A 26,084-nucleotide genomic window follows, 5' to 3' on the forward strand; every position below is an offset into this window, starting at 1 on the left:
CTTCCTATCTATATATTTTATTTCCTATTTAACAGAACCCATCATTCCAGCAACAAAATGCTTTTGCATAATAAAGAAGATGAGGGCTGCTGGCAGAGTCGCAATAACAATGGCCGTCATAATCACGCCAAAGTCAGGAGAATAACTGGAACCAAGCACCGATATCAACAATGGAATGGTCTGATTCTCTGGTGACTGAAGCACAACAAGTGGCCATAAGTAGCTATTCCAGCTTGCCATAAACGTAATAATGGCCGCCGCTGCATACGTTGTTTTCATCGTCGGAATATAAATTCTGAAAAACACACCTAGCTCAGTTAAACCGTCAATTCTTCCCGCCTCAAGAATGTCCTTCGGAAACATCTTTGTACTCTGTCGGAAGAAGAAAATGAGAAAGGCAGTTGTTACGGTTGGTAAAATAACAGCGGAAAAGGTATCAATTCCAATCATCGGTGTCGTTTGTGAAATCGTTCCAAACATTCGGAATAACGGAACCATTAATGCGGCAAATGGAATCATCATTGAAAGAAGCAGGAAATTAAATAAGAAGTCCTTTGCTTTACTTTGAAATATTTCAAACCCATATCCAGCCAATGAAGCAATCAGCATTCCAAGTACAGTAGTAATAATCGATATTTTTGCTGAATTGACTAGGGCAGGAATTAGATCAACCGTATTGAGAAGATTGGTTAGATTCTCGACCAAATGGCTTCCTGGTAGTAATTTCCCCTTTGTGACATCAACTGATTTATTCGTTGCACTGATAATCATCCACAAAAATGGAAAGATAGAAACAATCGCAGCGATTGTAAGAAACCCGTAACCAAAGACTTTTTTAAGCATTTTTATCACCTGCCACTTTAAACTGAATGATGGAGAAGATCACGATCAGTATGACAATCGCATAGGAAACCGTAGCTGCATAGCCAAAGTCAGGAGTATATTTAAAGGATAGATTGTAAATATACTGGGAGATGGTCATCGTCGCATTCCCTGGTCCACCTACCGTAATATTCATTACTTCATCGAATAGTTGAAGCGTTCCAATGGTAGAGGTAATGCTAGTAAACAAAATAATTGGTTTTAACATTGGAATCGTAATTTTGAAAAAGGTTTGAATGGGTGACGCCCCATCGATTTTGGCTGCTTCATAAATAGAATGATCGATGTTTTGAAGGGCAGACAGATAGAAAATCATATTATAGCCGGTCCAGCGCCAAGTAATGGCAATAATGATGGTGATTTTAGCCCAAAATGGATCTGTTAACCATTGAATCGGCTCTGAAATGAATGATAGCTTCAATAACATAATGTTCACTAGGCCATCTTGACCAAATAAGTATTTAAAAATAACAGAATAGGCAACAAGTGAGGTAACACACGGTAAAAATATGGCCGTCCGGAAAAAGCCCTTACATTTCAAAGCCTTATCATTCAGTAAAACAGAAATAAACAAGGCAAGTATAATCATCAATGGGACTTGTATGATTAAATACACCACTGTATTTTTTACCGTAGTCAGAAATACAGGGTCCTTTAATAATCGTGCGTAATTCTCGAAGCCGACAAAGGTTAAGTTCGTTCCCCTACCGGATTGTAATGACATAATAAAAGCCTGAACCATTGGGTAAAAATAAAATAAGCAAATCAACACGGTAGCAACCGTTACAAACGACCAGCCAATGATGGTGTTTTTCAACCGATGCCCGCGAGTGGACTTACCTGTCTGTATGTGTGGGGTGGCTTTTGCAGGTATCACATCAAGTCATCTCCTAACCTAAAAATGTTTCTCATCTGGTATGTTAAAATAAAAGCCCCGACACACTCGCCTGCCACTAAATCGCTGAAGCCGACGAGTTTACGAGGCTTTTACCCTATTAAATTATTTCACCTGAGTTTCCGCTTGACCTTGAGCATCTTCTAACGCTTTATCAAGCTCTTTTCCTTTAATATAGTTTTGTGCTTCCACTGCAAGAATGTCCTCGATGGCATATGTGTGTAAGCCAAAGTTTACTTGTGGAATTTCCGCTGTCCATTTTGCGAAATCAGCAATGATCTTCTGGCCACCAAAAAACTCATCTGCTGCTTGATATGCTTCGCCTTCAGAAGCTGGTTTGTAAGTTCCGATCGCGCCAATTTCTTTATTGATGGTTTGATAGAATTCAACGTTTGAACCAAAAGTTCCAGCTAAGAACTCAGCCGCTTTTTCTTTTCCTGATACATTAAGAACATACCAAGAGCTTCCTCCTAAGTTTGAAGCGTTTACAGAATCCGCTACACCTGGAAGTTTAGGGAAAGGTACGACCGCCCATTTACCCGATTGCGAAGCTTCTGCCTTAACGGAAGGAGTAATCCAGTTACCTGTTGGTACCGTTGCTACCTCACCGCTGTTAAAGCCTGCTAAGAATTGACTCCAGTCCGAAACTGGTTTTACTAAATCAGCCTCTAAAAGCTTCTTATAAGTTTCGAACGCCACTTTTAGTGCTTCATTATCAGCTAAGTTAGGTGTGATACCATCTTCTTCTAAGTACCATGAACCAGCTGTTTGGATCATCATACGAATTAAGCCAAGGTCATTGGGATCTTGTGTTAACATTTGTTTCCCAGTTACTTCTTTCACTTTTTTACCGATTTCGATGTACGTATCCCAATCGATGTTTTGTAGATCATCAATTGTATAACCAGCTTGCTCTAAATAATCTGTTCTTACATACAATCCTGTAACCCCCGTATCAAACGGTAGGCCATAGTTCTTGCCGTCCAAGCTTGTCGGGGCAATTTTATAATCAGCAAAATCTTCGGCTTTAAACGTGCCCGTTAGTTCGTGAAACATGTCTGGGTATGCCTGTAGGAAGCTTTGTGCACGATAATCTTCAATAAGGACAATATTTGGCAACCCTTTCGTTGTACCAGAACTTAAGCTCGTGTTTAACTTTTGAATAATGTCATCCTGTGCGTTTTCAATAATTTTAATCTTGAGCTCTGAATCTTCTGAAGCATAGGTTTCTTTTGCAATTTCCATTGCTTTAATGTTAAAATTCGGGTCCCATGCCCAAACGGTAATTTCATTTGTATCCTTTGTCTCACCGGAAGTTTCTTCTGTTTTCGAGCCGGAACAAGCCGTCAATAACAGTAAACTCACTAAAAATAGTACAAGCATTTTTTTCATTGTTATCCCCCCATTTTTTTTTCTATCTCTTTTGTAAGCGTTATCCACACCTTACATTCCTTATATTAGCAACATTACGGGGTTAGTCGTTAGGACGATATTTTTAATACCTTGTAAAATTTTCAGTTAATTGAATACGCTTACAAAACCGTTATTGGAATTTTTTTAGATTCTATGACTATTTTTGACTCGGAAGGATGATCTTCACCTTTGTCCCTTCTCCTAGCTTACTAGAAATCGAAACTCCGTAATCATCTCCATAAATCAGTTGGATACGCTCATGTACATTCCTTACCCCAATTCCAGAGAAGTGCTGTTGTTTACGTTTCGTATCAGGTAGCGAACAATCGGCTGAAACCTCCATCCCATCCCCATTATCAACAACCTCGCAAATTAACTTGTTTCCTTCCTGCCAAACGAGAACATTGATATATCCGTCCTGCTTTTGAATAAATCCATGGAAAAATGAATTTTCCATAAAAGGCTGCAAAACCAGCTTTGGAATTTGCAGTTCTTCACATCCAGGAGAAACAAAATAGTTTACTTTTATGCGGTCACCATAGCGTTTTTGATTAATCAGGACGTAATTCTTGAGATTATCTAATTCCTGCTTTAACGTAATGGTTTCACTCACATTGCCAATTGTATTTTGGAGGAGTGAAATAAGTGAGTTAATGGTTGCTTCCGACTCTTCTTTTCCACCTTGCTGGACCATGAACTTAATGGATGTCAGTGTATTGTATAAAAAATGGGGGTTGATTTGTTGCTGCAGAGCTGCTAACTCAGCATTCCGCCGCTGTTTTTGCGAGACGACAAGCTGTTCAACATACTCATGAAGTTCATCAAGCATCGAATTAAAGGCTTGACCGATTTGCCTTGTTTCATAGGTTCCCGAGACAGTCACATACTGCCCGAAATCATGCTTAGATGTACTCTCAATTTGCTTTACTAGCCTTGACAATGAATTGGTCATTCTTCTTGAAGCAAGAAACACAAATAGTAGCGCAACAAAAACAATCCCCATTGAAATAAACACCATTTTCCTCTTATCAATCAGGTTGCCAAATGCGGTCTTTTTATCAATGATATTAAACATATACAAATCAAAGGATGGAAGGTATTTAGTCAAAATGATTTGTTCTTTTCCTAAGAAGCTACCAATGATGTAATCCTTCGGTTCGGCTTTCATTTCTTGCGCGTATTGAAGTAACTCCTCCGATTTTTCACCGATAAGCTTTGACTGATCGCTCGACATAATGACTCCCGCTTTGTTAACCAAGAAAACATGATTACCTGGACTTGTATAGCTTGAGTAAAATTTTCTAAATTCACTTTCTTTTATAGCAAAGTACATGGATCCATAGATGTTTCCAGATGTCCTTTCCATTAACGCCTTTGAAGTAACGATGTAGTTTCCCTGCGCTTTAGCAGTGCGTTTGTCCAATTGGTACATCAACTTCTTCGGCTGATTACCTGTGTTACGGGCAATAACACCCTTCTTTAGCTCCTCATCCGTTATTGGCCAGTATGAGCGATCAATCGAAAAGATGATCCCATTAGAACCTGTAATAATAATTCCGGTTTCGTACGTATCGATACTAGATTTAATTCGTTTCATTTGCTGGTCTAATGTAAAAAAATCCTGGTATCTCTCAAGATTGGAGCCTTCCTTTGTAAGTATTTCCTTAATCGTACCGCTTTGCAGTAAGTTGTTTGATGCAACGACAACCGAATAATGATACTTTTCGAAGCTTTCCTCTACTTGGTCCATTACTTTTGCATTGGTAATACTGAATTTATCAAAAAAGAATTCCTCCGACATCCGAATCGTCGTCCACGTAATGGTGATAGAAACAGTGATGATAATGATGACACTAATGACAAACATAGTAATAAACAAGTTGTTATGTCTAAAACGTTCGGGAATAAATCTCATATGAATACCATCTCTTATCTCATGTTTTGTTTTCTTCTATATTGACTTGGCGACAGACCCGTTAATTTTTTAAACACTTTGCAAAAATAACTGTGATCAGAATAACCGACTATTCCACTTATTTCCGAGATTGTAGCCTTTCCCTCGACTAGCTGCTTAGAGGCTTCCTCAATTCGAATCCGATTCAAGTATTCAATAAATCCCTCACCGTTATGAGTAGAAAAGTAACTTGATAAATAGGACGGATTGAAATGAAAATGCTTGGCAACATCCGTAAGGGTTAACGGCTCAGCATAATGATCCTTGATATACTCAAGCAGTCTATTCATATTCAGGTTGTCGTATTGATTTTGAGAAGAATTGATACATTGTTTTGCCTCTGAAATAAACTGTGTCAATAGGTGTACAGCCTCTTTAGCCGTCTTCGCCTCATCGATTGTCTTAAAATACGTATATTTCGCTTGATTCAATGACTTTACCTGGTAATCCATGTTTCCAAGTAGAACCGTAATATTAAAGATGATGTTTCCGAAAAATGCCTTGTATTCATATACGTCCAGTGTATAGTCGTTTGATAAGGCTGTTACATGATCATCGAGATATTTGAAAGCACTTTCAAAATTTTTCCGCTTAAATTCACTGGTAAACCAGTCTAAGTTAAAACTCTCACATTCTACCTTTTGTATGGGAAGATTCTCTTTCATTAAAAGTGGCTGTTCTGAAAAATAAAAACGATAGTTTACTAATTTCATCAGGCTCTCTTTGTAAGTAATTCCTACCAATGAAAAATCAGTAAATGGTTCACTCAAAACCAAACCATAATCAGTAGTTAATTCACCTAGGTTTTCTACATACTTGTTAAGTATTGAAAAATGATCCCCATTAACTAGGACGATATTTTTATAGTAATAAAAAGAATACTCTTCACCTAATTCTGCCTCCATTTTTTCCTTAATAGAGGTAGGCAAATCTGTTTCTCCATTTCTAAAGACAACACCTAATAAACGAAACGTACGGTAAGGAAAGGTTTCTGAAATCTTCTCCTTATCATAAGGGACTTCATATCCAGAAATCAGTTTCTGAATCATTTGCTCAATGGAGAGGGTAACCGCTGCATTACTTTCCGCCAATTGTAAATAAGGGATTCTAGCAGCAGCTGACCTTAAGGCTTTTAACAGTCCCTTTGCCTCTAACTTTGGCTTAAGAATGTAATCAACCACTCCACTTTGGAAGGTGGAGCGAACGTAGTCAAATTCTCCGAAACTGCTTAAGATAATGATTTCGATTTGTGGGTAACGTTCCTTGACGATTCTTGTTAATTCCTCTCCATCCATAATCGGCATCACCATATCAGTAATAACGATATGCGGGCAGGTCGCTTCAATGATTTGAAGTGCTTCCTGACCATTCGATGCTTCTCCGACTATTTCAAATCCTTCATGTTCCCAGTTCAGATAATGCTTAATCCCTTGCCTAATTAATATTTCATCATCAACGATTACTACTCTGCAACGTTCGCCAACGGTCACTTGTATCCCTCCAGATGGTGAGAATATGATATATTAGTAATATTTTATTATATAACGTCATTTTTTGGGGGAATTACCTACAAATTCTTCTGTAAATAAAAACACGCAAAACTCCCTAATCTGGGGTTATTACGTGCTTCCTTTTGTATAAAATGCAAAGGAATGGATCTATCTCCCTCTGCACTAACCTATTACTCCAACGATAATTTCACAATCTCATTCAAATATTTTGTTGTATTATATCCAGAGATATCAAGCTTTTTAGGAATCATATCACTGTCTTCTAACCTAAGGGTTTGGACGGTTGTAAAATGACGGGGTTGCTCAATTTTTTCATATTCGATTGGGGTATTCATGTCGTACTTTACCCCATTCTTGTCGACAAGGACCCCTTCCGTCTCCATACCCATCGACATTGGAAAGCTTTCATCTTCACCAACAACATTTATATGAAGCCCCTCATATGCTCGATTCTCAACATTATGATCGCTTATAACAATGGTCGTAGGGATACCAACATCAACCTTATCAATACTGATGGTACTTCCTGCATATTCAAAGGTTTGAGGGTATTCCTGACTAGCATTAAGTTCAATCGTTTTATTGTCTTGTATTATTAGATAGGCAGATCCAAGTTGAACGCTAACCTGTTTTGGTTTTTCTCCTAAAAGAGTGTCAAATTGTGCTTGAGAAATGAACCAATTCATGTCTTGCTGTATATGAGAACCACCATATAGATCTGATTTCACGATTTTGTTGTTCACTTCTAGATCGTTAAATTGAAGAAACTCTAATTGTTTCTTTGGATCTGTCGTATTAATGCCATATTGCAAGGTCGTTGTTGTTGGAGCAATAATTAACTTATCAAACCGAACCGGAATCCCTTCAATATTGGTTTGTCCACTTAACGCGTATTCAACAGAAGGCTGTTTGGTGACAGGAATCTCGAAGTTCCACTTCCCTGTTTTAGACTGAATGTCCCCGTAGCCCCATAATTGACTCGCGACAGAGGAATCACGATCTATTTTCAGAAGCTTGTTGATCTTCAGATTGATGGTCCCCTCTTCCTCTTTTAGCGGTAGTAGACTAATTTTCCCCTGATATACGTTCTTTTCGGTCTTATTGACATCTGATTCAAGATTAGGAGGATAATATCTCGGATAACTTTCATTTTTCATGATTTTATATACGTTTTCCACAATTACCCCATCATCATAATTCATAAAATATTGATTATCTTCATTCGTATCTTCTATCTCATAGAAAACAAGCGTCTGAACATCATCGGCAACAACGGCCTTAATTTTAACTTTCACCCCTTCACTTTCCGCTACTAGGTTCACCCTTTGACCCAGGTCCTCTTGTAGATAGGCACGCAACTGCTCATCTTCTTCGGTCCACGTATAGTAGACGTTGGCAAATGCACCCGTAAAAAAGCCAATTCCCATTAGCAAGGCGAATACGCCTGCAATAGCAAGTCCAACTCTCCTGCGTTTTTGGTTCTTTTGACGTTTGCGGTTCTCCTCTTCTAATAGCCTCTCTTTTACATTCATCATAAAATGAGAAGGTAAATGAAAATCTTCCATTGTATCCGTATCATTTACGATCGATAACCTAACATCCTGAAAGGTAGACAAATCCTCCTGACATTCTTCACAATGATAAATATGTACTTCGAAATCAATCCTATTCGGCCGATCCATCGTTCTTTCTAAATAATCGATGTAATCCTTATGATACTCTGTACAGCCATCATAGGATTCTTCATTCCCCATTTGTTTTCTAAGGGATCGGATTCCCGAAAACAGATACTTCTTTAACTGATTCACTGATACTTGAAGGATATATGCTGCTTCCTCCTGAGAAAGGCCTTTTACATACCTAAGGACCATCGCTTCTTTTTCATGGTTATTTAGTTGATCAAATGCTTTAAGTAACTCATGCTGTGGTTCCGAGGAATGTATGCCACTTTCCCGAGAAAGCGAACGACAGGTTTGAAGGAAAATAGTAGTCACCCAAACTTCAAACGATGTTTCCTGCTTAAATCTAGGCACTTCTTTGTGAACCTTACTAATCGAACGGTAAAACAACTCCTCTATTTGGTGCTCATTACTAAGGAAAAATAAACCCAGTTCATAGAATGATTGTTTATGCTGATCGAACCAATTGATGACAGATTCCATTCCCTGTTCTCTTATCGTACCGATGGTCATTGAATCTAACTTTGTTGGGATCATATAGGTCTCCCCCTCTAACATTATCCTTACTTTCATCTTACCGCATAGGGGATCTTACTTGTACCAATTTATGTAATATTATAGAGATTCCGAACTATATTCTCGCCTCGGATTTAGTGAGTCGGGAACTAAACTTCTATTTAGGACATGCAGATTCCAGGATTTAGTGGAATTTGTGCACTGAAATTCTATTTAGAACATGCAACTTCCATAATCTAGTAGAATGGGTGAATTAAAAATCTATTTAGGATATATGTTTTCTGGAAATTCAATCAAACGTTTGGATTGAATTTTTTTGATACTTTACAAATTTATGGGATTAATACGCGATCCTTTGGCCTCATAACGAATATATACAAAAAAACATTGAAGATTTACTTCAATGTTTCAGTTTACAAATTAATAAGCACTGGTCCCGGTCTCACCTTGGACAATCGCTACACTAGAGCTTGCTCCAATACGTGTCGCACCTGCTTCTACCATCGCTTCTACTACTTCACGGTTACGAACACCACCTGAAGCCTTCACTCCTATTTCCGGACCAACCGTTTCACGCATAAGCGTAATATCTTCAACCGTTGCTCCCCCAGTTGAGAAGCCCGTTGATGTTTTCACATAATCAGCACCTGCTTGTACAGCAAGCTTACAAGCCCGGACCTTTTCCTCTTCGGTCAGCAAGCTTGTTTCAATAATTACTTTCACTAGTGCTTTTCCTTCAGCTGCCTTCACTACTGAACGGATATCCTGTTCAACGGTAACATCATCGCCGTCTTTTAACAGGCCAATATTTATAACCATATCCACTTCATGGGCACCTTTTTGAATCGCATCTTTTGTTTCAAAACCCTTTGTCTCTGAAGTGCTTGCCCCTAATGGAAATCCAATTACTGTACATACCTTCACATCAGAACCCTTTAATAATTCGACTGCCGTTTCGATCCAAGTAGAATTTACACAAACAGAGAAAAACCCATGTTTTTTTGCCTCTTGGCAGAGGACTTCCACTTGATCCTTTGTGGCATCGGCTTTTAACAGGGTATGGTCAATCAGGTTTGCCATATTTTTAGTCATTTGCTTTTCACCTTTCCTTCTTCCTTTTGGAACTTATTTGTTTAAGTTAAATCTTCTGGAGAAAACGCACCTGGTAATAATTCTTTAACCGTCATTTCTTTGAAGTCTCCCTTGACGTTCGTTAAAATTACCTTCATATCTGGATTACATAGCTCAGAAATCACTTGACGACATGCACCACACGGTGGAACAGGACGATTGGTGTCTGCCACGACAACTAGTAAATCAAAATCCCTGTCACCTTTTGCATACGCACTAAAAAGGGCTGTACGCTCAGCACAATTGCACATTGAATAAGCTGCATTTTCGATATTGCAACCATGGTATACTTTCCCATCCTTTGTTCGTAGTGCAGCCCCCACCTTAAAATTTGAATAGGGAGTATATGCCTTCTCTCTTGCCTTTTTTGCTTCTTCAAACATGAATTGATTGCTCATCCTACATCCTCCTCTCTCTTCACATTCCTATCTTTGAATTTCCTGAACTATGAGTTTGTAAAAGTTTTAAAAATAAAATCTACCAAGACACCACCGAGGTACACACCGAAAACCCCTAACACGCCCGCAAGCACAGGGGGAGCTGGTAATGGTAGACGCAAGAACTTAAAGACAACTCCTATTACAATTCCTGCTAATATACTTAATAGTAACTCCTTCATTTTCCATTCTCCTTTTTGTAAAATAACAACGTTACCGTCGTAGGAGGTCTAACCTCTCAAAGGTAAAAGTTAGGGCCACTCATTGGCCCCTCTTTCTGTTTACTATTGATAAATAATGTCATAAATCAAAGGGTTTAATTCTACACTTCTTTGCGAAATATGATAAGCATCATAAATTCGATTGATTACTTCCGTAACTTCTTGAGTATTACTATGAATGGTTACAAGTGACTCCCCTTTTTTAACTGAATCACCAATCTTTTTATTTAATACAAGCCCAACAGCTAAATCAATTTCTGAGTCTTTTGTTGTTCTTCCTGCTCCTAAAATACTTGAAGCAATCCCAATTTTATCAGCAATGATCTCTGCAATATAACCATCCTCTTTGGCCTCTACTTCAAAAGTAAAAGAAGCTGTTGGAAGCCTTGACGGATCATCGATGATCGAATCGTCTCCACCTTGAGCTGCAATAAATGTTTTAAACGTTTCAATTGCTTTTCCTGTCTGGATGGATTCCTCTAACATTTTCCGTGCTTCGTCCACATTTTCTGCTTTATTTGCTAAATAGACCATTTTACTTCCAAGTGTTAAACATAGCTCATATAGATCTTCTGGTCCTTGACCTTTTAACGTGTCAATCGCTTCTTTTACTTCTAGGGCATTTCCGATTGCAAAACCGAGCGGCTGGTTCATATCAGAAATTACGGCAATTGTTTTACGGCCAGCACCATTGCCGATTTGCACCATTGCATGGGCGAGTTCCTTGGCACCTTCTAAATCCTTCATAAATGCGCCTGATCCTATTTTGACATCTAAAACGATTGCATCAGCACCAGAAGCAATTTTTTTACTCATAATGGAGCTTGCAATCAGTGGAATGGAATTAACCGTTGCCGTGACATCTCGTAATCCATATAACTTCTTATCAGCAGGTGTTAAATTCCCACTCTGTCCAACAACGGCAATTTTATTTTTATTCACTAGATTATTAAACGTTTCCCCATCAATTTCAACCTGAAAGCCGCTTATTGATTCTAATTTATCAATGGTTCCTCCTGTGTGTCCAAGTCCACGCCCAGACATTTTAGCAACAGGAACTCCTACAGAAGCGACTAATGGTGCAAGAATCAGTGTTGTCGTATCACCAACTCCACCTGTACTGTGTTTATCAACTTTAACCCCTTCAATGGAAGAAAGGTCAATTTGGTCACCTGACTCAACCATTGCCATCGTTAAATGTACTCGTTCTGAAATGGTCATATCTTGAAAGAAAATCGCCATCGCCATGGCTGACATTTGATAATCAGGTATATCTTCATCCGTATAACCCTTAATCATAAAATCAATTTCTTCTTTCGTTAGCTCATGACCATCACGCTTTTTTTCGATTAAGTCGACCATTCTCATGACATCTCATCCTTACACATTAGTATTTTAAATAAAAAGGGGAGGACTCCCCTTCACCTAAATAAAGATTCCCGCAATTGCTGCACTTAGTAATGAAGCTAACATCCCAGCAGCTACTGCACGAAGCCCAAGCTTTGCAATATCAGATCGACGGCTCGGAGCTAGTCCACCTAAGCCTCCTAAAAGAATCGCCATTGAACTTAGGTTCGCAAAACCACAAAGCGCAAAACTTACTACAATAACGGTTTTTGGACTTAATTGCTCAATTTGTGGTGCAAATGCAGAATACGCAACAAATTCATTTAAAACTAGCTTTTGACCAATAAAACTACCTGCCGCTACTGCTTCAGACCATGGTACACCCACAGCAAACGCTATTGGTGAAAACAGAATTCCTAGAATTGCTTGTAGTGATAGATTTTCAAAACCAAATAATCCACCTAAACCACCCAATATTCCATTGATTAATGCAATTAATGCAATAAACGCTATTAACATTGCCCCTACATTTAAAGCAAGCTTTAAACCATCTCCAGCCCCACGAGCAGCTGCATCGATCACATTAACCGATTCTGTATCTTTTTCCATTTTTAACTCATGAGAAGTCTCTGATTCTTCCGTTTCAGGCATCATTAATTTAGCCAAAACCAAACCTGCTGGAGCTGCCATGAAACTAGCAGCTAGTAAATATTCAAGCGGAACACCTAAAAGAGAGTAACCTACAAGGACTGAACCTGCTACAGAAGCTAGTCCTCCAGTCATAACAGCAAACAATTCTGATTGTGTCATTTTTTCTATAAACGGACGAACAACAAGTGGTGCTTCTGTTTGCCCTACGAAAATATTGGCAGCTGCCGACATGGACTCAGCTTTACTTGTACCTAATAGCTTTGATAATCCTCCGCCAATAATTCTAATAAACCACTGCATAATACCTAGATAATATAAAACCGAAATTAACGATGAAAAGAAAATAATAATGGTTAGCACTTGGAAGGCAAAGATAAATCCAAATTGATCAGCACCTGCTAAAGGCCCAAAAACAAACGAAAGGCCTTCGTTCGCATAATTAATGACATCTTGAATTCTCATTGTGAACCATTGTAAGGCCGTACGCCCAGCTTCCCATTTTAAAACGACAAACGCGAACGCCAGCTGTATCGCTAAACCACCGAATATCGTTCGATAATTAATCGCTTTCTTTTTATTTGATAAAAGAAAGGCTATTCCCAAAACAACAAAGATCCCAAAAATTCCCCATAATACATTCATGTTGTTCACCTCTATAATGTAATGTAAAGCGTTATACACAGTTACCGAAAGCGCTTACTAATCCACAAAAAAAATATACATTTTTACTTTATTGTCCGACGTTTGTTATCAGACGTCCAACAACTATAAGCGAGTAGGAAGTTAGATGAAAAAGTAACTAGCTATTTTCCGTCTTTGTATCCCCTTTCATTTCGTTTGACGACTTCTCTCTCACATTATATAGGTAAGAGGTCCAACAACTCAACACTTTTTTTCTTGTAAAAAATAACCTGTTCGGAAACAGGCACCTTTTGCACACAAAAAGTTCAAAAATGAAACCTTACCACTAGAATATAAGATAACCATCCTTGTGGTAGTTTTTCATTTTCTATACACTTCAATTAAAATATTCTTCTAAAAGATTCTTTTTCGAAAAACATTAAAGCTGATTTGATCTGCTCTAAAAAAGTTAATTGAATATAATACTGGTTCATCATTCGAGTCGTAATGGACTTGTTTGAGGATCAATAATGGAGTTCCTGATTCACATTTTAAAATATCTGATATCTCTTCATGGTAACCCATTGTCTCGATAAAAGCCTTTGCATAGGTAATCGTTACGTTAGCCTCTTCCTCTAAAAAATCAAACAAAGACTCGTCATTCAGTTGATAGCCACCAGGAAATAAGTGTGCTGGAATTTTATCTATACAGTAAACTAGTGGCATTTCATTTGCTGTACGTACTCTTTTAACTAGTAGGACCATTTCATTTTTCTTTAACTTTAATTCGTTAATTTCTTCTTCTTGCGGTTCTACATATCCAGAAAATAAAAGCTCTGTCCCAGGGGTCTTCCCCTCTCGCTCAATTAAGTTCGTAACACTAAACAACTCTTCGATCCCACCAGAGATAACTGGCTTTTTATTCACAAAGGTGCCAATACCATGTTTTCGAGTGATAATATTTTCCTCTTCTAAAATTCGAAGTGCTTCTCTTAAGGTCGTTCTTGAAACATGAAGTTGTTTCGCAAAATCAGTCTCAGAAGGCAAACGTTCACCAGGCTCTAATTCGCCATTTTTAATTTTATCTTTTATTTGATCAATAACAATCAGATAACGAGACTTTTGGTAGATATAATCCATCGAACGAATCCCCCATGTTTAGTATAACGTTATTTTACATACAATTAAGAACGCTTTCAACTTATAGAGGTTTTTAAAAATAGTAGTTAACTATCTTACAAAACAAATGTGAACCTATGAAAAAAAGAAGCAGGGCTTTTCCTTTTATCTGGAGTCCCCGCTTCTTTTCTTTATTCTTCCTCAATAACCCTAGCCACATTGTTACCGCAATTTTTACATTTTCCTTTTAACACAATACCGAAATTATGCTCTTCCACTATAAAAGCAGTAATCGTTGTTACATCTGAGCAATTCCCGCACCAAACATTACCTAGTAACCCATTTCTTACATCCTTCGGCATAGAAAGCCACTTTTTGTTTGCCTCCATCGTAAAACCCTTTCTTTCCCATGATTTGAGTAAAGTCTATCTACTTATCATACACATTCAAATCAAAAACCTAAAGCTACTCTTTTTACAAGAACTCGACCTATCCGACCGTCTCTATCAATACCAAGATTACAATACCCTAATTGTTCAAAAATCAGTCACAAATATTCGAAAATCAACCTGTCCTATTAAACTACCCCTCTCTATATAAACATTGAAGGGATGGTGTAAAGGAATGAAAAATGGCTGTATTGAACAATTCGAGCAGTATTCTCAATTTTCCTCTTTAAAAGAATTCAATACTCATATGGAAATGTGGTTGGCTGTCCATAAAGATGATTTCTCTAAGGGAGAACGAGTAGGTTTGAAGCGACTCGTTCGTTTTGCTGCGAAAATCCCTGGTGTTTGCAATGCGAAAATTGGGACCGTGTTAAAAGCAATTCATGATGAACACAACGGAAACGGAATCTCTCGTTCTACTTTCAAACGAATGATCCAAAAGGCAATTGGTGTAGGAATGCTGACCGTTCATGAAACTGAAAGAAAAAATGGATCACAGTCTAGTAATCTCTATGTGTTCCAACCTTTTCCTAAAAATGAACTACCTAAGGAAAATCAATTAAACCACCCTAATAAAACTAGTAATCCTTTGAAAACTAATAGTAAAAAGATAAAAGAACGTAAAGAAACGGATTCAGCCAATCATACCGAAAATAAAACGAACAAACCTCTTGATTACACTTACACAAGTGACCGAGTTCCTTACTCATTCTCTCAAGTAGTCAGATACTTCTATACAGAAGCAAAGCAGATTGAGGAATTCTGGAGAATGACACAAATCGCCGCCTACCGGAATAATTTTGAAAACCGGAAAGACCTTGTAAATATCGCCGTTCACTCATTTAAACAATTGATTAGCAAACTAAAAGTGAGCACCATACAAAAGCCGATAGCCTATTATTATGGGATTCTGAATAAAAAACTTGAAGAGCTTTATTTTGAAGATTTGTATGAAATGGAGTTTTGTATGGCTTTAGTAAAAAACCAGTTGTTTTTATCTTTTAATTTCAATTAAATTTAAATAAAGAGTTATTATATAATAGATGAGAATGGGTTCTAAAAGAATCATTCATAATGTATTCATCAATCAATTGTCCATTATGAATATAATCAAAAGCATCATATACACAAAGTCCTGAAGCATTCATCCCTATAACTGAGTCTGTTAACACCTTTTCTAGCTTAAGGAAATCTTCTTTCGACGTTTCTCCAATAGCAAAAGAAGGTTGTCCAATTATTCTTGCTCCTTTATAGTTCTTACATTCTACCCCTTTTAGTAAAGTCGAAATCAGTTGCCTTACACCCTCAAGACCATTTTTGTTATTAGCCATAACCATATCTTTTACTGGAAAAAATATTACACTAGATTTATCTATTCCATGGGATTCCAACAACTCCATCAGTTGATGGTATATATCTTTACTAAAAGAAACGGTTATTAGCTCATTATTTTCTACCCCATGCTTTATATAAGGTAATAGATTGATTAAAAGATGCTCACGGCCATAATAATAAAAGGTAGAGTGAATACCAAAAATATTATCTAGAGTCTTTATTTTGCTATCAATTCTTCTTTTATCACATTTTATACACTCTACAATAAATTGGTCTAACGCTTGACTTTTATTAACCACCATAGCATCCAACATATTCTCTTTTTCAGATACTAGATTTATTAATGTTTCTCTACTTTCTTCTAGCAAAGCTTTGATATTACACCCATCACAAACTGGTTTAATAAAAAGCCCCCCTCAGGACATATTTATACACCTGTTTTATTCTGCATGTTGTTCAAAAACACCTTTATTCCAAACACATATTTGTAAGGAAATTTAACATTAATTTGGGTAGATATCACTAAAACCAATTCCAACCAAATTCCTATCGGTACCCGAAACAAATTAAAAATAGGGTACAAAAAAAGAAGTCCATCACTGAACTTCTTTGATTACTTTATACATGATACTAGCTTTTCTTACCAAGGTTTTGCCTCCTACGAACATCTATAGCCCCAGTAAGTTTGGTAAGAACAAACTGATTTGCGGTACATAAGTTATGAGCATTAGTAAAACAAATATGGCTGCATAAAATGGAAGGAGCGGTTTGAGAACTTCCTCGATTTTCACCTTCGCTACGCTGGCTCCAACAAACAGTCCCGTACCAACAGGTGGTGTAATTGAGCCCACGCATAAGTTAAAAATGAAAAACATAGCAAAATGGACAGGGTGTACACCTATGCTAGTTGCAATAGGTAAAAAGATTGGTGTAAAGATTAAAATCGCTGGAGCAACGTCCATGAAACATCCAATGAGTAACAAGACAATATTCATGATTAACAGGATGATAATCGGATTATCAGAAATCCCTAAAACAAAGCTACTAATCGCTGCTGGCAGACCAGTAAACGCCATGGCAAAAGACATGAGCGAGGACGCTGCAATCAATAGCATGATAATCCCTGTCATCTCAACCGCTTGCACTAAAATATTCGGTATTTGTTTGAGTGTAAGTGATTTATAGTATACAAGAGCAAGAAATAATGAATAGACGACACAGATGGCAGATGCTTCGATAGCTGTGAAAGCTCCCGTAAGAATCCCGCCAATAATGATAAAAATCAATAACAAGCTTGGAATGGCTTCAATAAAGATTTTTTTTACATTCACATTCTTCGCCTTAGGTGTGATGGGGAAATTTCTCTTCTTTGCAATCATGAATGCAACAATCATAATCGCAAGAGCCCATAGAATTCCGATAACGTATCCACTTATAAACATAGCAGCAATGGAGGTTCCTCCGCTTATTAACGAAAAGATAATAAACGCCGTACTTGGAGGAATAATCATTCCGGTTGGGGCCGAAGCGATATTAACTGCCGCTGCAAACTTTTTGTCATATCCCTCTTTTTCCTGAAGTGGGACCAACACACCACCAATGGCTGTTGATGCCGCGATAGCTGAACTAGAAATACTACCAAAAAGCGCATTTCCCATAACATTGGAGTGAGCCAAGGAACCTGGGACTCTCCCCGTTAATACCTTGGAGAAGTTCACCAACTTAACGGCAATTCCTCCATTATTCATGATGATTCCTGATAATATAAAGAACGGTACAGCAATCAATGAAAAACTATCCAGGCTGGCCACCATTTTTTGTGCTGACGTAAACACAGCGACATCAAATGGCAATACCAATAAAACCGTTGCCAAGGAAGCGACTGAAATACTTATCGCGATCGGAATTCCCACAGCTAGTAGAACGGCAAATACTAAGACTAAAATGATCGTGGCTTGTAAAACCATGCGAGTTCACCTTCTTTGTATAATTTAAACAACTCTCTCTTCTGGCAATTGTTCTTCACTATTCGTAAATACTTCTTTTTTCTCTGAAAAAAGTTCAATTATATTTTGAATACTGTAAAAAAGCCCTAATGCTCCACTGACTGGTAATGAGAGATATACCAATCCCATTGGTAAATGAAGAGAAGGTGATAATTGTGCCATAGTAATGGAAATTGCCCGTGCTCCTCCATATAACATAATAATGCCTGAGAAGAATAAGAAACCCGTTTGAATCACAATATCAATCGACAACTTTTTATTATCCTTAAAACGATCACTTAACAGTGTAAAAGCAATGTGCTTCTTTTTCCCTACCACATAAGCAGCTGATAACATCGATAGCCAAATTAAAGCAAATTTAAGAAACTCTTCTGTAACCGAACTAGGACTATTCAGGATATAACGACTGATTACTTGCCACATGGTAACCGCTACCATTACAAGGAATAATGTACCCGTAATCCATTCAAGCGTTCGGTCAATCACTTTTTTGATACTTTTCACCATTTCCTCCTCCTATCACTCATCTTCACTTAAACTGCGAATCGCATTATAGGTTTTTGAAAACTCCTTACTGTTTTTAAATTGTTCGTGAAGCGGTTGAACAGCTTCTTGAAAAGGCTTGTTATCTACTTCATTAAAGACAACACCGTGTTTATCGATCGCTGCCTGTTTCTCCTTTTCAACTGCTTCTTTCCATACCGATTTTTCAAATACAGTTGATTCTTTGGCCGCTTCATGAATGGCATTTCTTTGATCCTTTGTTAGGCCCTTTAATCTTTCAGTATTCATGACCACAATATCTGGGACCCTCGTATGTTCATCATAAGAGTAGTATTGTGTCACATCACCATGCCCAGCCGTCACAAGTACGAACTCGTTGTTTTCAGCTCCATCAATAATGCCTTGCTGTAATGAGGTATATACTTCATTACTGCCCATTGGTGTCGCGGAACCACCCAACAACTCCACCATTTTTATAGCCGTTTCACTTTGCATAACTCTTATTTTCTTCCCTTTTAAATCTGCCGGGGTCTCTATTGGAGAATCTTTCATGTAAAAACTTCTTTGACCACTATCGTAATAAGTTAATCCGACAAAACCAAGGTCTTCCGTTGATTGGTAAATGGGATTCATAATTTTTTCATTTTCCATTACTTTATAGAAATGCTCTTCGCTATCAAACAAGTATGGAATCCCGAAAATAGAATACTTTTTTGAGAAAGACTCTAGAGCGGAACCGCTTACTTTTGTAATATCAACCGCTCCGGTTTGGGTTAGTTCAATTAGTTCTCTTTCCCCGCCTAATTGTGCATCTGGGTAATATTGAACTTCAATCTTTCCATTTGTTTTTTCAGAAACCAATCTTCCAAATTCCTTCATTGAATCGATTACAGGTTGACTGTTACTCGCATAAGCAAATCTGAGGACGATTTTTTCTTCTGCTTGGGTTTTCGTACTACAACCGGAAACCATTGCAAGCAATAATATTCCTACAAGTACCAGTAGAAAGTTTCTCTTCATTTCTTTCCCTCCCGAAATATTCCGCTCTGTTTCTGAACATCACTATATTAAATATAAGAATGTAAATACTCACTTAAACATAAAACCGCAAGCGATTGTCCATAAGGCATGGTAGTTGTTCTAATATCTTTATAAAACTGTAGTGTATCTCCCATACCGGTACCGACTGAGACTTTTTGCAATGCTCCTTCATGATTAATTTCCTTCAAGATTCCCTCAATGGCTTTGTGGGCGACCTCTTTATAATCCTGGCTTACATACCTTTTATGAACGGATTTTAGGATCCCATATGCAAATCCAGCTGTAGCAGATGCTTCTAAATAAGAGGTTGGGTCGTCTAGTAATGTGTGCCATAATCCGCTTTTATGTTGGTATTTTGCTAGTGCTTCAATTTGTCTGTTTAATGTATCTATTAGGAATTCACGAAGAAAATCCCCTTTTTTCAAGTCTAATATTTCAATAATTTCAGGAATGGCAATGGTAATCCAGCAGTTTCCTCTTGCCCATAGTGCTTCTGCATAATTATGATTTTCTTCGAATGTCCAGCCATGGAACCATAGACCAGTCTTTCGGTCCGTTAAATATTTGATATGGATAAGGAACTGTTGTTTTGCCTCCTCTAAGTACTCAGGTTTGTTTAGTAATATCCCAATTTTCGCTAAAGGGAGCACCGTCATCATTAAGGTGTCGTCCCATAACTGATTTTTGTTTTCAGGTCCGTAGGTCATATGCTGTAAGCCATTTTCCTTTGTACGGGGCATATCATACATGACCCATTCAGCCCAATCCTCTAAATACGGGATATATGTCTGGTTCTTTGTATCCTCATACAAACAAGCCAGGGTTAGAAATGGTGCCATTGTATTAACATTTTTAGGTGGCACACCTTCTTCAAATCTTGCTTCAAACCAACGATTAATAATTTCAATCGCTTTTGGGTCATTCGTCAATTTCCAATATTTATAGATTCCATATAGACCAACACCTTGAGGCCAATTCCAAACATTCCAGCTTTTATCGTCAACGATTAGCCCATCAAAATTGAGCAAAAATTCTCCAGAATCATCTTGTATTTTTGTAAGGTTCTTCATTAATAAATTTATAGAATGAATGATTTCTTTTTTTTCAATAACCTGTTCCTTTATCACAGATATCCCTCCGAAAATCATCTTTTTTAATATTTGTCAGCGCTATCAAATCTTATAGGTTCATTGTAATGAATGCGGTTTCTTGGAACAATTTAAAAAACAGAGGTCTAGGTATAAAAAACATGGATGTTTTTAAACCAGTTGATTTTGGGAGAAGTTAATACTCTTGACAGCTTATTAATAAAATAAAAAAACCAGCATCGGCTGGTTTTGATTATGGATATAGGGTGCTATCCTATAAGGGAGGTGCTAATCCTGTTTATGCATTAGTTATTGCTTTGTAAAATCCTTTCTGCTTCTGCTCTAAACATCTTCGCACCATCTTCTGGAGTAATTTTCTTAAATAAGATTTGGTTTGTAATATCCTTCAACACCCTTATGACCTCTGAATTTCCAAGTGGATCAAGTGAATCCGATTTACTTATATTTTGAGAAACCTTTTCTACATATTGAAAGATATTTGCTTCTACATCTGTTAATCCTGGCTTGATTCCTTCTATCACCTTTGAAGATACCGGAACACCTCGTTCCCCTTTAATCAACTTATTTGCTTCCACATTGTTTACAAAAAAGTCAATGAACTTAGCAGCTTCTATCTTTTGCTTTGAACTCTTAGGAATGGAGAAAAACATACTTGGTCTTAAAAATAACGCTTTTTCCTTTGCCTGCTCAGGTGGGAGCAAGATTGATAAAGAGGAATCTGAAGATTGAGCGAATGTGGAATATTGGTTGGACCAATTCCAAGTCAGTGCAACACTTCCATTTCCAATAAACTCTGCTTCATGCCCTTTCATCTGTGCTTGTACGTCTGGCGTCGGGAAAGCGCTCTCATCTATTAGTCTAAGTTGCCTATTAAAGTAATCTATGAATAACTGATCGTTTAGATAGCCAAGACGTGTACCTTCTTGATTATAAAATCGTTCACCTTTTGTTCGTAAATAGTAAGGGAAAAACACATCAGCTGGGTACATTCCATTTGTACCGTATTTTCCTGTAGCTTTTCTTATAGCAATTGCCGTTTTTTCAAAGTCCTCCCAAGTCCAGTTTTCGTCATCAATGACAACACCAGCCTGATTTAAAATAAAGTCATTTGCAATAACTGAAAGGACGTTTGATCCTAATGTAAATCCGTATAATTTATCATCATTCTTTCCACCGGCAAGCACATTTTCACCAATCGAACGGGCGTCAATGGTACCATTGGAGATATATTTTGATAAATCCTCAAGTTGTCCTTTTTCCCCATATTGAAATAGGTAGGCAGTGTCCATTTGAATCACATCAGGTAGTTTGCTCGTGGCAGCCATTGGAGCGAGCATTCTCCAATAATCGTCCCAATTCCCAAATTGGGGTTCAATCTCCACATGCGGGTTTTCCTTTTCATACAACTCAATAACCTTCAAGGTATAATCATTTCTTTGCTGACCACCCCACCAGGATACACGAAGGGTTACTTTTTCATGTTCACCGTTATCTCTATTCAAATTTTCACTGCTGGGGCTACATCCAGAAACGGTTAGTAGCAATATGAAACATAAAAATACCGGGCCAAGCCTTCTCAATTTTTATCCCCCCTTTGGTGAATAAACTCTATAATGATTTTGGCCGAAAAATAAGGAATGGAGGGTATAACTTATGTTACTTTTCGATATTCTGAAGGTGTATACCCAGTATACTTTCTAAAAACTTGACTAAAATATTGTGGGTTATCCTTAAAACCGATCATTTCCGCTAACGTTCCAACTTTTACGTTATCCATTTCCAAAATATATTCAACTGCCTTTTCTATTCTTTGTTTTGTAAGATAAGCAGAAAACCTCTGACCAGTTTCTTGTTTAAACAGTTTTCCTAAATAATCTGGATTCATATAAAGGATGTTATTCGCTACCATTTTAAGAGAAAGATCGGGATTACTAAGATTCTCTTCTACAATTTCTATTACTCTGTCAATAACAGAGGACTGTTTTGATTTGAAATGATTATAGTATTCATTTGTCATGTTTTTTGCGGCTGCTTCGATATATTCCTTCATTTGCTGTACGGTTTCCATACCTAGCAATGCTGAGGTTCCCATAAGGTAGTCTTGCATATGCTCTACATCTACCGTCTGGATGACGGAAAGATATAGCTGGATACAGTAGGATTTTGTCAAGTCAATCCCTATCCGTAAATCAGCCATTTTTTCAAAGATGATATCGATTTCTTTCCCTACATCCTGAATATGTCCCGATTTGATTTTTAAAATGATTTGCTGTTCATCCATGATCCTTTCGCTTGGAAAGTGAGTATTTATGGGGAATAGATCTTTTTTCGTTATAATGCTTCCTTCTCCTAAATAAAAACGATGTTCCAAACACTCCATTGCTTCACGGTACAAGTTTCTAGCGTTACCAATAGAATCCCCTTCACTTATGGCAACAGTGGTATCCCTTTTGAAGTACTGTGAAATAAGCTGTCTAATTTGTGTAATTTGATCATGGAGTTTTTCCCAGTCATTATTATCCTTGATGAGAAACAGTGCATATTCTCCAATATTGCTGTTTAAGAGAATCGAATCAAATATGTCTGCTCCAATATTTTTTATCGCATATAAATCCTGATAGGTAAAATCACCCTCCACCTTAAAAAGGATGAGTCTAACTTTTTCATTCTCTATCTCTATATCAAAAAGTCGCTGATAGTAAGATAAGTCTTTATTTGAATAGTTTTTACTAGTTAAGAATTCCATTAATAGGTGGGATTTTATATAAGGCTGCGCCTTTTCATATTTTGCCCGAAGATCACTGACAAAGGTATCCTTGACGTTTTGTTCCTTTAATTCGGTAATAACAACGTGTAACGCAGCCGTAATTTTTTCTTCATTACAAGGCTTTAACAAATATTTTTTAACACCATATTGCATGGCAGTCCTAGCGTATTCAAAATCATTAAATCCGGATAAGAGAATAAACTTGATGGAAGGAAATTTCTTGTTGACCTTCGATACTAGACTGAGCCCATCCATACCAGGCATTCTTATATCACTGATCACAATATCTGGTTCTAAATCGATAATTTTTTCATAGGCTTCCATCCCGTTTCTTGCAGTTGCCACAAGTTCCGTATTCAATGCCTTCCAATCAACTACACTAGAAATCCCTTCAAGAATAATCTTTTCATCATCAGCTACTAACACCTTATAAGTCATCTAATCACCCCGTCCTAACAGGTAAAACCACAGTAATCGCGGTCCCATTCCCCGAAAGATTTTCAATTCTTAAGCCATAGTGTTCTCCAGCATAAAGCTTGATTCGATCGTCAATATTATTTAATCCAATTCCCGTCCCTCTAGGTTTCACCAAGCCTTCTTTGACCTTTTGCAAAATCAGGGGGTCAATACCTGGTCCATTATCTTCAATCTGGATATAAAGTTTATCTTCCTCTTGAAAAGCAGATAGTTTAATATTCATCGTGTAAATAGAAGGCTCCACTGCATGCTTGAAGGTATTTTCAAGCAGTGGCTGTATGATTAATTTCGGAATCCTATACTTTCTAACGTAATCGGGAATATCCATAACCATGTCGAACCGATCGTCAAATCGGTACTTTTGAATCGTTAAATAGCTGTTCACAATATCAAGTTCTTCCTCAAACAGAATGATATCCTCTTTAAAATTTAGGGAGTTCCTCATTAGATGTCCGAGGGATTCAACCATCTTAGAAATTTGCTCCTGTTTTCTTGTTATTGCCAACCAGTTAATAGATTCAAGCGTATTGTACAAAAAATGTGGGTTAATCTGAGCCTGTAAAGCTCTAAACTCCGTTTCCTTTATCAGGAGCTGCTTTGAGAAATTCTCTTGTATCAACTCATCAATTCTTTGAATCATTGTTTTAAAATTGCGATAAAGAATTCCAATTTCATCGTCATTTTGAATAGCAGGATGTAATCTATGAACAACGTTAAAATCGCCGTTTTGAACTTCCTGCATGGTTGTTGCTAAGTCCAAAATAGGATTCGTAAGCTTCCTTAAAAATGTAAAGCCAATGGTAATAAGAAAAACGAACATGATCATAAATACCAACAACAATGTATATTTTGCGGCCGTAATCTTTGCAAACATCCTATCAAATGGAATGATGCTCCAATAAGTCCACCCATCAAAATTCGTTGTTATATGGTTGATGAATGTTCTTTCTCCCTTGATGTTTTCAATACTGTACCCCTGCATATTTTTCGTAAGGAACGTATATTCGCTCAAATAGTCCATTTCTTTTTCAGAAAAGATCATTCGGTTTCCCTGCGTAATAACAATATTTCCTGCAATCTCCCCTTGAGGTTTCGGTAAATCGCTTACAATTTTATTTAAATTTACCCGAATAAGGAGCTTTCCGATCTTCTCAAAACTTAGTTGCTCATACGAAAGGATGAGTCGGGCTGAAATTAAGTCTCCATTATATCCAACTAGTTCCAACCAATGGTTTTCCCCCTCGTACTTATCAGCTTGAATAAAAGCAAGATTTTTATCTTCCTTCTTTAGGGGATGGCTGCTGGAACCAGATAAGAATTCCCTTCCAACTGAATCATATAAATTAATGGATTGAATATAGTTTTCAGAGCCGATATATTTGGCCAATTCATCTTCAATTTCTTGTTGAAGACGATGGAAATCATAACCGGTCACATCAGCTTGAAGCTCTGATAAGATCCTTTGAATCTGTGGATCAACCGCAATATTGTAACTGACTTCTTCTACTCTATCTAACTCCTTTTCGATCGTGTTAGATGACATCATCAACACTTGTGAGGATTTTGTATAGAGTTGTTCATCATAAAAGGAAAACGCATATTGAAGTCCACCCAATACGAATGCCAGTGTGGTCAACATAATTAACGTGATCGTTATAAATAACTTTGCATTTAGTTTTAAACTTTTATAGAAATTCGCAATGCTGACCCTTATCTTTTTCATGTAATTTAGAAATCTCCCTTAGCATATAAGGCTTAGAAAACGGCTCCATCTGTGGAGCTTTCATAAAGGGAATGCTGTAATTTAGTATACTTAGCAAGACAACGTTTTCATTTTTAAATAAGGGAAATAATATTCCCAATTTTATACTAGTGTAATAGAAAAACACGAATGGATTACTATAAAAAACCGACTTTTTTGTGTAGAAAACAGAGATGATTGTTACGGATTCATGAAGAAACGCCGGTTAGGAAACCCAGCGTTTTCTTACTGTAACCTAAAATAAAAAGACAAGGAAA

At 37.3% G+C, this 26,084-nt stretch carries 22 protein-coding genes; 1 reads left to right on the forward strand and 21 read right to left on the reverse strand.

Annotated elements, in window-relative coordinates; all coding sequences use genetic code 11:
- Positions 1 to 24: 24 nt before the first annotated feature.
- The 13 genes from BKO01S_RS18475 to BKO01S_RS18535 form a co-directional block, all read right to left on the reverse strand.
- Positions 25 to 843 (reverse strand): carbohydrate ABC transporter permease, encoded by an 819-nt coding sequence (locus BKO01S_RS18475; protein WP_066057692.1) that lies wholly within the window; start codon positions 841 to 843, stop codon positions 25 to 27.
- A complete protein-coding gene (locus BKO01S_RS18480; protein WP_066057874.1) occupies positions 836 to 1,732 on the reverse strand; it encodes a carbohydrate ABC transporter permease in 897 nt (298 codons plus the stop codon). Before BKO01S_RS18480 ends, BKO01S_RS18475 begins: the two co-directional genes overlap by 8 nt.
- 150 nt (positions 1,733 to 1,882) lie before the next feature.
- On the reverse strand, positions 1,883 to 3,169 hold the full coding sequence (locus BKO01S_RS18485) for an ABC transporter substrate-binding protein (RefSeq protein WP_066057695.1): 1,287 nt from the start codon (positions 3,167 to 3,169) through the stop codon (positions 1,883 to 1,885).
- A gap of 178 nt (positions 3,170 to 3,347) precedes the next feature.
- Positions 3,348 to 5,105 (reverse strand): cache domain-containing sensor histidine kinase, encoded by a 1,758-nt coding sequence (locus BKO01S_RS18490; RefSeq protein ID WP_066057698.1) that lies wholly within the window; start codon positions 5,103 to 5,105, stop codon positions 3,348 to 3,350.
- Between the two features lie 14 nt (positions 5,106 to 5,119).
- Positions 5,120 to 6,634, reverse strand: coding sequence for a response regulator transcription factor (locus tag BKO01S_RS18495; protein ID WP_066057701.1), 1,515 nt, complete (start codon positions 6,632 to 6,634; stop codon positions 5,120 to 5,122).
- Positions 6,635 to 6,825: 191 nt separating this feature from the next.
- Positions 6,826 to 8,871, reverse strand: a complete 2,046-nt coding sequence (locus BKO01S_RS18500) for a DUF4179 domain-containing protein (RefSeq protein WP_066057704.1) — start codon at positions 8,869 to 8,871, stop codon at positions 6,826 to 6,828.
- 399 nt (positions 8,872 to 9,270) lie between these two features.
- Positions 9,271 to 9,942 (reverse strand): deoxyribose-phosphate aldolase, encoded by a 672-nt coding sequence (gene deoC, locus BKO01S_RS18505; RefSeq protein WP_066057707.1) that lies wholly within the window; start codon positions 9,940 to 9,942, stop codon positions 9,271 to 9,273.
- Between the two features lie 41 nt (positions 9,943 to 9,983).
- Positions 9,984 to 10,379 (reverse strand): cytidine deaminase, encoded by a 396-nt coding sequence (gene cdd, locus BKO01S_RS18510; protein WP_066057710.1) that lies wholly within the window; start codon positions 10,377 to 10,379, stop codon positions 9,984 to 9,986.
- 47 nt (positions 10,380 to 10,426) lie between these two features.
- Positions 10,427 to 10,600 (reverse strand): XapX domain-containing protein, encoded by a 174-nt coding sequence (locus BKO01S_RS18515; RefSeq protein WP_066057713.1) that lies wholly within the window; start codon positions 10,598 to 10,600, stop codon positions 10,427 to 10,429.
- Positions 10,601 to 10,702: 102 nt separating this feature from the next.
- A complete protein-coding gene (locus tag BKO01S_RS18520) occupies positions 10,703 to 12,007 on the reverse strand; it encodes a pyrimidine-nucleoside phosphorylase (RefSeq protein WP_066057718.1) in 1,305 nt (434 codons plus the stop codon).
- A gap of 57 nt (positions 12,008 to 12,064) precedes the next feature.
- Positions 12,065 to 13,279 carry a NupC/NupG family nucleoside CNT transporter gene (locus tag BKO01S_RS18525; RefSeq protein WP_066057720.1) on the reverse strand — a complete coding sequence of 405 codons (1,215 nt, stop codon included), beginning with the start codon at positions 13,277 to 13,279 and terminating at the stop codon, positions 12,065 to 12,067.
- A 393-nt stretch (positions 13,280 to 13,672) separates the two neighbouring features.
- Positions 13,673 to 14,398 carry a GntR family transcriptional regulator gene (locus BKO01S_RS18530; RefSeq protein WP_066057723.1) on the reverse strand — a complete coding sequence of 242 codons (726 nt, stop codon included), beginning with the start codon at positions 14,396 to 14,398 and terminating at the stop codon, positions 13,673 to 13,675.
- A gap of 170 nt (positions 14,399 to 14,568) precedes the next feature.
- Positions 14,569 to 14,766 (reverse strand): hypothetical protein, encoded by a 198-nt coding sequence (locus BKO01S_RS18535; protein WP_066057727.1) that lies wholly within the window; start codon positions 14,764 to 14,766, stop codon positions 14,569 to 14,571.
- 235 nt (positions 14,767 to 15,001) lie between these two features.
- On the opposite strand from BKO01S_RS18535, the gene BKO01S_RS18540 reads away from it, so the two are divergent.
- Complete coding sequence (locus tag BKO01S_RS18540; protein ID WP_066057731.1) at positions 15,002 to 15,841, forward strand: hypothetical protein; 840 nt, start codon at positions 15,002 to 15,004, stop codon at positions 15,839 to 15,841.
- Here BKO01S_RS18540 and BKO01S_RS18545 read toward each other — a convergent pair.
- The 8 genes from BKO01S_RS18545 to BKO01S_RS18580 form a co-directional block, all read right to left on the reverse strand.
- On the reverse strand, positions 15,834 to 16,529 hold the full coding sequence (locus BKO01S_RS18545) for an MEDS domain-containing protein (RefSeq protein WP_066057734.1): 696 nt from the start codon (positions 16,527 to 16,529) through the stop codon (positions 15,834 to 15,836). The genes BKO01S_RS18540 and BKO01S_RS18545 overlap by 8 nt on opposite strands.
- A 300-nt stretch (positions 16,530 to 16,829) precedes the next feature.
- Positions 16,830 to 18,128: a TRAP transporter large permease gene (locus BKO01S_RS18550; protein ID WP_066057739.1), complete on the reverse strand. Its 1,299-nt coding sequence runs from the start codon at positions 18,126 to 18,128 to the stop codon at positions 16,830 to 16,832.
- A 24-nt stretch (positions 18,129 to 18,152) separates the two neighbouring features.
- Complete coding sequence (locus tag BKO01S_RS18555) at positions 18,153 to 18,674, reverse strand: TRAP transporter small permease (protein WP_198158846.1); 522 nt, start codon at positions 18,672 to 18,674, stop codon at positions 18,153 to 18,155.
- Between the two features lie 12 nt (positions 18,675 to 18,686).
- Positions 18,687 to 19,691: a TRAP transporter substrate-binding protein gene (locus tag BKO01S_RS18560; RefSeq protein WP_066057742.1), complete on the reverse strand. Its 1,005-nt coding sequence runs from the start codon at positions 19,689 to 19,691 to the stop codon at positions 18,687 to 18,689.
- Positions 19,692 to 19,738: 47 nt separating this feature from the next.
- A complete protein-coding gene (gene bglB / locus BKO01S_RS18565) occupies positions 19,739 to 20,782 on the reverse strand; it encodes a beta-galactosidase BglB (protein WP_439951055.1) in 1,044 nt (347 codons plus the stop codon).
- Between the two features lie 323 nt (positions 20,783 to 21,105).
- The gene (locus BKO01S_RS18570) at positions 21,106 to 22,401 is read right to left on the reverse strand and encodes an ABC transporter substrate-binding protein (protein WP_066057746.1); all 1,296 of its coding nucleotides are present in this window, start codon (positions 22,399 to 22,401) and stop codon (positions 21,106 to 21,108) included.
- A 71-nt stretch (positions 22,402 to 22,472) separates the two neighbouring features.
- Entirely contained in the window at positions 22,473 to 24,026 is a 1,554-nt protein-coding gene (locus tag BKO01S_RS18575; protein ID WP_066057749.1) for a response regulator transcription factor, read from the reverse strand.
- A gap of 4 nt (positions 24,027 to 24,030) precedes the next feature.
- On the reverse strand, positions 24,031 to 25,788 hold the full coding sequence (locus tag BKO01S_RS18580) for a sensor histidine kinase (RefSeq protein WP_066057752.1): 1,758 nt from the start codon (positions 25,786 to 25,788) through the stop codon (positions 24,031 to 24,033).
- Positions 25,789 to 26,084 lie beyond the last annotated feature (296 nt).

The organism is Robertmurraya korlensis NBRC 107688 (assembly GCF_001591645.1).
Classification (GTDB): domain Bacteria; phylum Bacillota; class Bacilli; order Bacillales; family Cytobacillaceae; genus Robertmurraya_A.